Annotated in this window: 13 protein-coding genes; 10 read left to right on the top strand and 3 right to left on the bottom strand. The window is 70.9% G+C overall.

Translation table 11 applies throughout. The features are described from left to right. From WBL06_RS00330 to hemL, 6 genes are all read left to right on the top strand, one after another. The coding region (locus WBL06_RS00330; protein WP_424453981.1) for a protoporphyrinogen/coproporphyrinogen oxidase at nucleotides 1–840 on the top strand (840 nt) is incomplete at its 5' end. Further along, the gene (hemQ, locus tag WBL06_RS00325) at nucleotides 837–1,520 is read left to right on the top strand and encodes a hydrogen peroxide-dependent heme synthase (protein WP_424453980.1); all 684 of its coding nucleotides are present in this window, start codon (nucleotides 837–839) and stop codon (nucleotides 1,518–1,520) included. The genes WBL06_RS00330 and hemQ, both read left to right, overlap by 4 nt. After that, a complete protein-coding gene (locus WBL06_RS00320) occupies nucleotides 1,517–2,704 on the top strand; it encodes a ferrochelatase (protein ID WP_424453979.1) in 1,188 nt (395 codons plus the stop codon). Before hemQ ends, WBL06_RS00320 begins: the two co-directional genes overlap by 4 nt. Continuing rightward, nucleotides 2,701–3,624, top strand: a complete 924-nt coding sequence (gene hemC / locus WBL06_RS00315; protein ID WP_424453978.1) for a hydroxymethylbilane synthase — start codon at nucleotides 2,701–2,703, stop codon at nucleotides 3,622–3,624. Before WBL06_RS00320 ends, hemC begins: the two co-directional genes overlap by 4 nt. After that, nucleotides 3,621–4,607 (top strand): porphobilinogen synthase, encoded by a 987-nt coding sequence (gene hemB / locus WBL06_RS00310; RefSeq protein ID WP_424453977.1) that lies wholly within the window; start codon nucleotides 3,621–3,623, stop codon nucleotides 4,605–4,607. The genes hemC and hemB overlap by 4 nt, the downstream gene beginning before the upstream one ends. Next, nucleotides 4,604–5,944, top strand: coding sequence for a glutamate-1-semialdehyde 2,1-aminomutase (hemL, locus tag WBL06_RS00305; protein WP_424453976.1), 1,341 nt, complete (start codon nucleotides 4,604–4,606; stop codon nucleotides 5,942–5,944). Before hemB ends, hemL begins: the two co-directional genes overlap by 4 nt. Before the next feature lie 128 nt (nucleotides 5,945–6,072). Here hemL and WBL06_RS00300 read toward each other — a convergent pair whose 3' ends face one another. After that, nucleotides 6,073–6,624, bottom strand: a complete 552-nt coding sequence (locus WBL06_RS00300) for a CGNR zinc finger domain-containing protein (protein ID WP_424453975.1) — start codon at nucleotides 6,622–6,624, stop codon at nucleotides 6,073–6,075. Between the two features lie 83 nt (nucleotides 6,625–6,707). On the opposite strand from WBL06_RS00300, the gene WBL06_RS00295 reads away from it, so the two are divergent. Next, a complete protein-coding gene (locus WBL06_RS00295; RefSeq protein ID WP_424453974.1) occupies nucleotides 6,708–7,658 on the top strand; it encodes an EamA family transporter in 951 nt (316 codons plus the stop codon). A 7-nt stretch (nucleotides 7,659–7,665) separates the two neighbouring features. On the opposite strand, the gene WBL06_RS00290 is transcribed toward WBL06_RS00295, so the two are convergent. Continuing rightward, nucleotides 7,666–7,941, bottom strand: a complete 276-nt coding sequence (locus WBL06_RS00290) for a hypothetical protein (RefSeq protein ID WP_424453973.1) — start codon at nucleotides 7,939–7,941, stop codon at nucleotides 7,666–7,668. Here WBL06_RS00290 and WBL06_RS00285 point away from each other — a divergent pair. The 3 genes from WBL06_RS00285 to WBL06_RS00275 are packed head-to-tail and all read left to right on the top strand — an operon-like array spanning nucleotide 7,928 to nucleotide 10,223. Continuing rightward, nucleotides 7,928–8,311 (top strand): RidA family protein, encoded by a 384-nt coding sequence (locus WBL06_RS00285; RefSeq protein ID WP_424453972.1) that lies wholly within the window; start codon nucleotides 7,928–7,930, stop codon nucleotides 8,309–8,311. The genes WBL06_RS00290 and WBL06_RS00285 overlap by 14 nt on opposite strands. Before the next feature lie 11 nt (nucleotides 8,312–8,322). Beyond that, a complete protein-coding gene (locus tag WBL06_RS00280; protein WP_424453971.1) occupies nucleotides 8,323–8,931 on the top strand; it encodes an exonuclease domain-containing protein in 609 nt (202 codons plus the stop codon). After that, the gene (locus WBL06_RS00275; RefSeq protein WP_424453970.1) at nucleotides 8,928–10,223 is read left to right on the top strand and encodes a hypothetical protein; all 1,296 of its coding nucleotides are present in this window, start codon (nucleotides 8,928–8,930) and stop codon (nucleotides 10,221–10,223) included. Before WBL06_RS00280 ends, WBL06_RS00275 begins: the two co-directional genes overlap by 4 nt. A 159-nt stretch (nucleotides 10,224–10,382) precedes the next feature. Here the strand turns inward: WBL06_RS00275 and WBL06_RS00270 are convergent. After that, nucleotides 10,383–10,627: HNH endonuclease signature motif containing protein (locus WBL06_RS00270; protein WP_424453937.1), on the bottom strand; the 245-nt coding region annotated here is incomplete at its 5' end.

Here is a 10,627-nt window from a genome sequence, read left to right as displayed (position 1 = left end):
GTGCTGCCGCTCGCGTTCGGGTCCCGCGCGACGACCGTCGGCGAACTCGTCGCGGCGCGCATGGGCCGCGCGGTGCTCGACGGCCTTGTCGCCCCGGTCACCCGCGGCGTCTACTCTCGCGACCCCGGCGACCTCGCCCTCGCGGTCGCGGCGCCTACCCTGATCGACCGGATGCGCGACCTCGGCTCGCTCGCCGCCGCCGTGCGGGGGCTGCGCGCGAACGCACCGGCGGGATCGCTCGTCGCAGGCATCCGCGGTGGGATGTTCCGGCTCGTGGACGCGCTCGCCGCCGCCTGCCGCGACGCCGGCGTCGACATCCAGACGGGTGTGCACGTCGACGAGGTGCCGCCCGGTGCCGTGCTGGCCGCCGCTGCCCCCGGAACCCCGCTCGGCCCCCCCATCACCGTGGTCACGCTCGTCATCCGCAGCCCGCTGCTCGACGGCGCCCCCCGCGGTACCGGGGTGCTCGTCGCGGCCGGCGGGGATGTGGAAGCCCGCGCCCTCACCCACCTCACCGCGAAGTGGGGCTGGGTCGCGGAGGCCTTCGACGGCGCCCACGCAGTGCGGCTGTCGTACGACGGAGCACCCGACGATCCGGTCGCGCGGGCGCTGCGCGACGCATCCACGATCTTCGGCGCCACCCTGCCCGACCCGATCGACAGCACCGTACGCACCTGGCACCGCCCGGCCCCAGAGTCGGGCGACCACGACATCCCTCGCACCGGCGAACCCGTCGCCGGGTCGGGCCTCGCCGCGGTCGTCGCCCATGCCGAGGCGACGGCGGCAGCGATCCTCACCGATTCGCGCCCCACGTCGACCGGGGAGAGGATGGGGGAGTGACCGACCCCGTCCCCGTTTCCGACCCGGGAGCCGACCAGCCCACCCACTTCACTCTCTGGGCGGTGCTGCGCCGCACGCGCGCGACGCCGACCGGCGGTGCCGACCTCGCCGCGACGATCGCCGCGCTGCCCACCGGCGCGACCTTGCGCGGAATTTACGACGTCTCGGGGTTGCGGGCGGATGCCGACCTGATGCTCTGGCTCACCGGCGACTCCGCCGAGGTGCTGCAACAGGCGTTGCGCGTGCTGCGCCGCACCGCCGAACTCGAGGTGCTCGACCCCACCTGGAACGCCCTCGGCGTGCACCGCGACGCCGAGTTCACCCGCGACCACCTGCCCGCCTTCGCCCGGGGACTCTCGCCGAAGACGTGGCTGTGCGTCTACCCGTTCGTGCGCTCCTACGAGTGGTACCTGCTGCCCGACGACGAGCGCCGGGGACTGCTCGGCGAGCACGGCCGGGCCGGTGCCGCGTTCAAGAGCGTGCAGACCAACACCGTCGCGTCGTTCGCGCTCGGCGACTACGAGTGGATTCTCGCCCTCGAAGCCGACGACCCGGTCGAGCTCGTCGACCTGATGCGTGCCCTCCGCTCGACAGGGGCGCGCCGGCACGTACGCGAAGAGGTCCCGTTCTTCACCGGGCGGTTGCTCGACCCGTCCGAGGTGGCCGGGGTGCTGGCGTGAGCGAGCACGCAACCGCGACCGGGGTGCTCGGCGCCTCCCCTGCCGCCGCCGACGGCCCGGAACACGTCACCGCCCCCGTCGCCTACGACGCGATCCTGCTCGCCGGCTTCGGCGGTCCCGAGGGGCAAGATGACGTCATCCCGTTCCTGCGCAACGTCACCCGCGGTCGGGGCATCCCCGACGAGCGCCTCGAAGAGGTCGCGCACCACTACCGCCACTTCGGCGGCGTGAGCCCGATCAACGACCAGAACCGCGAACTGAAGGCAGCTCTGGATGCCGCGCTCGCCGCTCGCTCCATCGACCTGCCCGTCTACTGGGGCAACCGCAACTGGGATCCCTACCTCGCCGATGCCCTGCAGGCCGCCTACGACGACGGTCACCGCACGCTGCTGACGATCGCGACGAGTGCGTACTCCTCGTTCTCGTCGTGCCGGCAGTACCGCGAAGACATCGCGATCGCCCTCGAGAAGACCGGGCTCTCCGGTGACGTGACGGTCGACAAGGTGCGGCAATACTTCGACCACCCCGGATTCGTCGAGCCCTTCGTCGAGGGCGTCGTCGCGGGGGTGCGCGAGTTGTTGCCGCAGGTCGACGGCGACGCGAGCGCGATCCGGCTGCTGTTCGCGACGCACTCGATTCCCACGACGGATGCCGAGCGCTCCGGCCCGCGCGACCGCTCGTTTGGCGAGGGTGGCGCCTACGCCGCCCAGCACCTCGCGGTGAGCGAGATCGTCGCGACCGAGGCTGCTCGCATCCTCGGGGTGGACCGCCTTGGCTGGGATCTCGTGTACCAGTCGCGCTCGGGTCCGCCGACTCAAGCCTGGCTCGAGCCCGACGTCAATGACCGCATCGCCGAGCTGCCCGCCGAGGGAGTGCGAGCGGTCGCGATCGTGCCGGTCGGGTTCCTCTCCGACCACATGGAGGTGCTCTGGGATCTCGACACCGAGGCTCTCGAGTCGGCCCGCGAGGCCGGTCTGGCCGCCGTGCGCACGCCGACACCCGGGTCGCACCAGCGGTTCGTCGAAGGTCTCGTTGACCTTGTGCTCGAACGCCGCGACGGCATCCCGGTCGCCGAGCGTCCCGCGCTCACTGACCTCGGGCCGTGGTTCGACGTCTGCCGCCCGGGCTGTTGCGAGAACATCCGCGCCGGGTTCAAGCCCGCCGCTGCGGGGGTGGCACCATGACCGCTCCCCGGGAACTGAGGCTCGGCACCCGCGGAAGCGCCCTCGCGCTCGCGCAGTCCCGCGCGATCGCCGACCAGCTCGGCGCCGAGGTCGTCGTCATCGAATCCGAGGGCGACCGCTCGACCGAGTCGCTCGCGCTCATGGGCGGCACGGGCGTGTTCGTGACGGCGCTGCGCACCGCGCTGTTGAACAACGAGGTGGATGTCATCGTGCACTCGTTCAAAGACCTCCCGACCGCCCCGGCCGAGGGGCTGGCGATCGCCGCCGTCCCGCCGCGTGTCGACGCCCGCGACGCCCTCTGCGCCCGCGACGGACTCACCCTCGACACCCTCCCCGAGGGCGCGAGAGTCGGCACCGGGTCGCCCCGCCGCCGGGCTCAGCTCGCCGCGCGTCGCCCCGACCTCGAGGTCGTCGACATCCGCGGCAACGTCGACTCCCGGCTGTCGCGCGTGGGCTCCGCCGACCCGGAACGCGCGCTCGACGCCGTCGTGCTCGCCGTCGCGGGGCTCGACCGCCTCGGTCGCACCGACGCCATCAGCCAGCACCTCGAACTCGCGTGGTGGCCGACCGCCCCCGCGCAGGGAGCACTCGCGGTCGAGACCCGCGCCGGCGAGACGAGCATCGCCGCGAAGCTCGACCACCGGCCGTCACACGTCGCCGCAGAGGCCGAGCGCGGGGTACTCGCGCGCCTCGAAGCCGGCTGCTCGGCGCCCATCGCCGCGACAGCGTTCCTGGAGGACGGGATGATGTTCCTCACCGCGCGGGTCTACGCGCTCGACGGGTCGGCCCAGCTCACCGCGTCGCACGCGCTGTACGCGGCCGACTCGAAAGACCCGGCCGGCGAATTGTCGACCCGCGTCGCCACCGAACTGCTGGATGCCGGCGCCGCCGACCTCGCCCCGCTCAAGGGTTCGGCATGACCCACCACGGCCCCGTCATCCGCCCCCGCCGACTGCGGGCGACCCCCGCCTGGCGGCGGCTCGTCGCCGAGACGCGCGTGCATCCGGCCGAGCTGATCCTGCCGCTGTTCGTGCGCGAAGGGGTGACCGAGCCGGTGCCGATCGCGTCGATGCCGGGCGTCGTGCAGCACTCGCTCGACTCGCTGCGCGCCGAGATCGCCCGGGCGGCGGCGGCCGGAATCGGGGGCGTCATGCTCTTCGGCGTGCCCGAGCACCGCGATGCCATCGGCACCGGCGCGACCGACCCCCACGGCATCCTCAATGCCGCGACCCGGGTCGCCGTCGCCGAAGCGGGCGACGCCCTCGTGGTGCAGACCGACCTGTGCCTCGACGAGTTCACCGACCACGGGCACTGCGGGGTGCTGGATGCCGACGGCCGGGTCGACAACGACCGCACCCTCGTGCGCTACCGCGAGATGGCTCTCGCGCAGGCAGACGCCGGCTCCCACCTGCTCGGCCTCTCCGGCATGATGGACGGCCAGGTCGCCGCCGTGCGCGCGGTGCTGGATGCCGCCGGGCGGCACGATGTCGCGATCCTCGCCTACGCCGCGAAGTACGCCTCCGCGTTCTACGGCCCCTTCCGTGACGCCGTCGAGTCGCAGTTGCAGGGCAACCGTCGCAGCTACCAGATGGATCCCGCGAACCGCCGCGAGGGCGCCCGCGAGGTGGAGTTGGATCTCGCGGAGGGTGCCGACATCGTCATGGTGAAGCCCGCCATGTCGTACCTCGACGTGCTCGCCGACACGGCCGCCGCATCGCCGGTGCCGGTGTGGGCGTACCAGGTGTCGGGCGAGTACGCGATGATCGAGGCCGCCGTCGCGCACGGCTGGATCGAACGCGAACGCGCGATCGACGAGAGCCTCGTCGGCATCCGGCGGGCCGGTGCGGATGCCGTGCTCACCTACTGGGCGCTCGAAGCGGCCGAGCGGTGGGCGCAGGTATGAGCACCACCAACGAAGCGGCGGCCACCCGGGCACGCGCCGTCATCCCGGGCGGGGTGAACTCTCCAGTGCGGGCTTTCGGCTCGGTCGGGGGCGCGCCGCTCTCCATCGCGTCCGCTTCGGGTGCGACGATCACCGACGTGACGGGCCGCGAGTACGTCGACCTCGTCGCGTCGTGGGGTCCGGCGCTGCTCGGGCACGCGCATCCCGACGTCGTCGTCGCCGTGCAGGAGGCCGCCGCGCGGGGGCTCTCGTTCGGAGCATCGACGCCGGGGGAGACCGAACTCGCCGAGACCGTCATCGAGCGCCTCACCGTGCGCGGGGTGCAGCTCGTCGAGCGCCTGCGGCTCGTGTCGACCGGCACCGAGGCGACGATGACCGCGATCCGGCTGGCGCGTGCCGCGACCGGGCGCGACCTGATCATCAAGTTCGCCGGGCACTACAACGGGCACTCCGACGGACTGCTCGCCGAAGCGGGCTCGGGACTCGCGACGTTCGCGCTGCCCGGATCCGCGGGGGTTCCCGCCGCCGTCGCGGCCCAGACGCTCGTGCTGCCGTACAACGACCTCGACGCCGTGCGGGACGCGTTCGCCGCGCATCCCGACCGCATCGCCGCCGTCATCACCGAAGCCGCCGGCGCCAACGCGGGAGTGCTCGCCCCGCTCCCCGGGTTCAACGGTGCCCTCGCCCTCGTCGCGAAGGAACACGGTGCGCTGCTCATCCTCGACGAGGTGCTCACCGGGTTCCGGGTCAGCGCGGCGGGGTGGTGGGGCCTCGAAGCCTCGGGCGTCACGGGTTCGACGGCGTGGCTGCCCGACCTGGTGACCTTCGGCAAGGTCATCGGGGGAGGGATGCCGTTGGCCGCTCTCGGGGGGCCGGCGGCGATCATGGATCTGCTCGCCCCCGTCGGCCCGGTGTACCAAGCAGGAACGCTGAGCGGCAACCCGCTCGCCGTCGCCGCGGGCCTGGCGACGCTGCGACTCGCGACCCCCGACGTGTACGCGCGGGTCGACGCCGCGGCGGAGGTCGTCGCGACGGCCCTGCACGAAGCGCTCGACGCCGCGGGAGTTGCCCACGTCATCCCGCGTGCCGGCTCGCTGTTCTCGGTCGCCTTCCGCTCGGATGCCGTGCATGACTACGCCGACGCGCGCGACCAGGAGGCGTGGCGCTACCCGCCGTTCTTCCACGCCATGCGCGAAGCCGGCGTCTCCCTCCCGCCGAGCGTTTTCGAAGCGTGGTTCCTCACTGCCGCCCACGACGCCCCCGCACTCGACCGCATCCTCGCCGCCCTGCCGACCGCCGCATCCGCCGCCGCGAGCGCGACCCCGCCCGCCGACTGACGCTTCCCTCACCCTTCCCGAGCGCCAATTCGTTCACGCGAATCCTTCATCCGCACAAATTTGCGCGCGCGAACCGTCGATCCGCGCGAAAAGTCGCGGATAGACCGGGAGGGGCAACGCGCGACGCCCTACGCCTCCGCCATGCGTTCGCGGAAGCCTTGCTGGTTCACGCGGTTGCCGCAGCGCACCGAGCAGAAGCGCTTCGAGCCGTTGCGGGACTGGTCAACGAGCAACCCGGTGCAGTCCTCGGCCGCACACACCCGAAGGCGCGAGTTCTCGTTCGAACGGGTCACCTCCGCGAGCGCCAGCGCCCCCTCCGCGCGCATCCGGTCGGCGAGCGGGGCGTCGGGGCCGGTCGCGTGCAGGTGCCAGTCGAAGCGGTCGTGCCGCACCAGGAACGGCAGGGCGTTCACCTCGCGCAGCCAGCGGTTGATCTCGCCGACCTGGTCGTCGCGCGGCAGCGACCACAGGGTGCGCAGCTCGTCACGCACGCGCACGACGGATGCCAGCTCAGCTTGGTCGCGATCGAAGCGCCCGGTGTAGCCGTGCGTGTCGAGCAGGGCGGTGAGTTCGCTCGGCGTCGTGAGTTCGTCGGCGCCGCTGCGGGATGCCGTGGGATGGGTATTCCCGAGGTCGACGAGAAACGCCAGCGTGTCCTCGGTGTCAGGAGTGAAATGCAAGTTGAACCCTTACCTGGGTGGGGAGTACCGTCACGAGCGTAACCACACTTGCTCCTGACATCCAGCCCTGAGAGAACCAGCGCATGAACTCCACCCGCGTGTCGACCGGACTCGTGATCGGCGTGCTCGCCTCCGTGGCCTTCGGCACCTCGGGGGCGCTCGCGAAGCCGCTCATGGAGGCGGGCTGGAGCCCCGCCGCAGCGGTCACCGTGCGGGCCGGGCTCGCCGGCATCCTGCTGCTGCCGTTCGCCTTCGCAGCCCTCCGCGGAAAGTGGCCCGTCGTCTGGCGGGCCCGCTGGCGCATCCTCGGCATGGCGCTCATCGGCGTCGCCGGCACCCAACTGGTGTACTTCGCGGCGATCCAGCGCATCCCGGTGTCGTCGGGGCTGTTGATCGAGTACATGGCGCCCCTGCTGCTCGTCGCGGGCGTCGCGATCATGACGAGACGGATGCCGCGGGCGGTCGTACTCGTGGGCTCGGCCGTCGCGATCGCGGGGCTCGTGCTCATCCTCGGGCCGGTCGGCGGGGGAGACGCTCTCGGCTACGCGTTGGCCGGCGTCGCCGCGGTCGGCTGCGCCCTCTACTACGTGATCGCCGCCCGCCCGGCCCACGGGCTGCCGCCGGTCGCGTTCGCCGCGTTCGGCCTCGTGCTCGGGTCGCTGTCGCTCGGCATCGTCGGGGTCGCCGGACTCGTGCCCTTCGACATCGTGCTCACCGACGTGAACGCCCTCGGCGGCGTTGTGCCGTGGTGGATGCCGCTGGCGATTCTCGCTGCGACCACCGCGATCGGGTACTCGTTCAGCATCACGGCATCCCAGGTGCTCGGCTCACGCCTGATGTCGTTCGTCGGCATGCTCGAGGTCGTGTTCGCGTCGCTGTTCGCCTGGGTGTTGCTCGGCGAAGCGCTCGGGCCGTGGCAGTTGCTCGGCGGAGTGCTCATCCTCGCGGGCATCGCGTGCGTGCGCTCCGAGAAGCCAGCGGGTGCTCCGCTTGAGACCGTGCCGCTGCCGGAAGAGGTCGTCGCGACGCGCTGACTCGCCGTCAGAACTGCGAGCGCGGCGGCTTTTCCATTCCGTGCACCCGGGGTTCGTCCGGCTCGGCGGCGGTGTCTTCGCTCACACCGCCGGCATCGTCGGGGGCACCCCCTCCGGGGTAGGGCGAGCCAGCCGTGGTGCGCTCATCGCCCTCTTCGCGCTCCTCGGCGGGGGGAAGGTGGTCGGTCGGTTCCTTGTGATCAGCCATGACGCCACCGTCGCGCACCTTCGCGCCGGAGGGAAGGGGGTTGCGCGGGTAGCCTGACGGGATGCGCAGGCTCATCTCATCCGGATCCACCTTCGAGTCGCAGATCGGGTACTCGCGTGCCGTGGTCTCCGGGGAGTGGGTGTTCGTCTCGGGCACCACCGGATACGACTACTCCACGATGACCATCTCCGACGACGTCGAGGAGCAGACCCGCCAGACGCTGCGCAACATCGGCGCAGCGCTCGCCGACGCGGGCGCTTCCTTCACAGACGTCGTGCGCGTGCACTACCTGATGCCCGACCTCGGCGACTTCGAGAAGACCTGGCCCGCCTTGCAAGAGGTGTTCGGCGAGGTGCGCCCCGCCGCGACGGCGTTCCAGGCGGGCTTGTCGAACCCCGAGATGAAGATCGAGATCGAGGTCACGGCGCACCTCGGCCAGAGCTGACGGGCAGAGCGATGACCCCGCCCCCGAAGGCACCACGAGTGCGCCCCGAGCGCCTGATCAGCGTCGACGTCGAGACCGCCGGCCCCACCCCCGGCGACTACGCGATGATCTCGATCGGCGCGTGCCTCGTCGACGAGCCTGATCGCGGCTTTTATGTCGAGCTGAAACCCGATCGGGATGCCGTGGTCCCCTCGGCCCTGAAGGTGAGCGGCCTCGACATGGCCGAGCTGAAGGCCAACGGCACCGACCCGCAGCAGGCGATCGAGGAGTTCGCCCAGTGGATCCGCGATGTCGTTCCGCCGCAGACCCACCGGGCGGTGTTCGTCGGATTCAACGCCGTCTTCGATTGGATGTTCGTCAACGAATACTTCGTGCGCTACGGAATCGAGAACCCGTTCGGACACGGGGGTATTGACATCAAGTCCTACTACGTCGGCATGATGGGCTCCACCTGGGAGCAGACGAGCATGAAGCACCTGTCACCGAAGTACCTTGCGGGGCGACCGTTGTCCCACAACGCCCTCGGTGACGCGCGCGATCAGGCGGAGCTGTTCCGGGCGATCTCAGCGGATGCCGCAGCCCTGCGCGCCGCCAGCAGGCAGGCCGAGGAGGCATCGTGAGCACATCACCCACCGATTCAAGTTCGGCCGACGAAGAGGTGCAGAGCATCATCGAGTCGGCGAAACGCCTCGGCGTCGAGCTCGACGAGGCGGAAACGGTGCAGTGGCTCACCGCGATCGCCGCCGAGACCGAGGGCGACCTCGAGATCGACGAAGCGAGCGGCACCTTCGGCCACCGCGTCGCGATGCTCGACTTCACCCCCCGCGACCTCGCCCGGTTCCGGGCGATCGGCAAGATCGTCGAACTCACCGGCGACCCCGCGGTCACCGAGGGGGCGCTCGCTCTGTCGGGCTCGGCCGCGCAGTCGAAGATCCAGAGCTTCCCCGGGGATGCCGACTTCTTCCAGCGCTTCAACATCAAGGCGGCGACGCGCGAGGACGCGTGCGACATCCTCGCCCGCTCGCTGAAAGAGAAGGTGCTCGCCTTCACCCGCGGCACGACCTACCAGTTCCTCGAAGCGAAGCTCGGCAGCACGAAGGCGGGCGCCCCGATCTCGTGGACGCTGGCCGACATCGAGGCCGGCGTCATCCAGACGGTCGACGGTGAGGTGCGCTGGGAGGATGCCGCTCGCGACCCGGGGTGGGTCAAGGCCGACTGGGTGGTCACCGATCCCGAACGTCGCCGGCTGTCGAACGCGAGCAATGTGATCGACGTCACCTGGGAGGCGCCGAACGGCGACATCGTGCCGCTCGACGGCTACCTCGACACCTATTTTCAAGAGGTGTACCTCGACGCCGAGTCGGTGCCGACCTTCGCGAAGGTCGTGCAATACGTCTCCGACGACGCGCTCGACGAGTACGTCGAGCAGCTCGAGGGCGAGGTGCGCAAGTACCTCACGAAGAGCCTCAACTACGGAAAGGCCGCGAAGCGCATGTACAACGTGTTCCGGCTCTCGGGTCGCCACTTGGATGCGGCTTTCGTGCGCGAACTCTTCGACGAGCCGACGACGATCCTCTACCAGGTGTGGTCGCTCATCGTGACGCTCGACAATGCCACCCAGCCCGGCTCCGGCATCCCGATCGACGACGTGCGCGCGCAAGCCGACGCCCTCGTGCTGGAGGTGGTGAAGGCGCTCGATGGCCCCGAGGAGGCCGAGATCGTCGAGGCGCTGCAGCAGCTCAGCCGCACCCTCGAGTCGCAGACGACAGGTGAGCAACGCACCGCCGAGGTCGAGGGGGCTCAGGCCCGGGTGGTGAACCTCGTGAACACCTTCTTCCGCGACAAGCTCACCGCGATGCCCACCATCAAGGAGTACATCGACGCCATGCAGGCCGAGCCCGCAGCCCACTGAATCGCCGGCACCCGGGCGCGACGTCGGAGGTGCGTTTAGCGTCGAGCCATGGACCTGCGCATCGACGTGGGCTCTTCGTCTCCGCGGTCGAGTAGCGCCGGCCGCAGGCGGACGGGTATCGAGACCCCTGGGGCGGAGCTCTCCCCTGGGGCCCGAGCGTCAGGGCTTTCGGTGGAGGGGGTTCTTGCTGGTGAGTTCGAGGGGTTTGTGGTTGCCGGGTCGGCCGGGTGGTGGGTGCATGAGCCATTTCCCGTTGGGGGTGTCGGGTGGTCGGATTGTCCAGCCCATGTTGTGGGTGAGCATGTGGTGGAAGCGGCACAGCAAGACACCGTTGGCGATGTCGGTGGGGCCGCCGTTGTCCCATTCGAGGGCGTGGTGGGCTTCGCACCAGGAGGGGGGTCGGT

It is taken from the genome of Pseudolysinimonas sp. (assembly GCF_049651805.1).
Taxonomy (GTDB): domain Bacteria; phylum Actinomycetota; class Actinomycetes; order Actinomycetales; family Microbacteriaceae; genus Pseudolysinimonas_A.
Note: the sequence above shows the minus strand (reverse complement) of the source record. Positions and strands in the feature narration are given on the sequence as shown.

Coding starts and splice junctions, on each gene's coding strand:
- hemC (WP_424453978.1), top strand. CDS start 2,701: ATGACCGCTCCCCGGGAACTGAGGCTCGGCACCCGCGGAAGCGCCCTC.
- hemB (WP_424453977.1), top strand. CDS start 3,621: ATGACCCACCACGGCCCCGTCATCCGCCCCCGCCGACTGCGGGCGACC.
- hemL (WP_424453976.1), top strand. CDS start 4,604: ATGAGCACCACCAACGAAGCGGCGGCCACCCGGGCACGCGCCGTCATC.
- WBL06_RS00295 (WP_424453974.1), top strand. CDS start 6,708: ATGAACTCCACCCGCGTGTCGACCGGACTCGTGATCGGCGTGCTCGCC.
- WBL06_RS00285 (WP_424453972.1), top strand. CDS start 7,928: ATGCGCAGGCTCATCTCATCCGGATCCACCTTCGAGTCGCAGATCGGG.
- WBL06_RS00290 (WP_424453973.1), bottom strand. CDS start 7,941: ATGAGCCTGCGCATCCCGTCAGGCTACCCGCGCAACCCCCTTCCCTCC.
- WBL06_RS00280 (WP_424453971.1), top strand. CDS start 8,323: ATGACCCCGCCCCCGAAGGCACCACGAGTGCGCCCCGAGCGCCTGATC.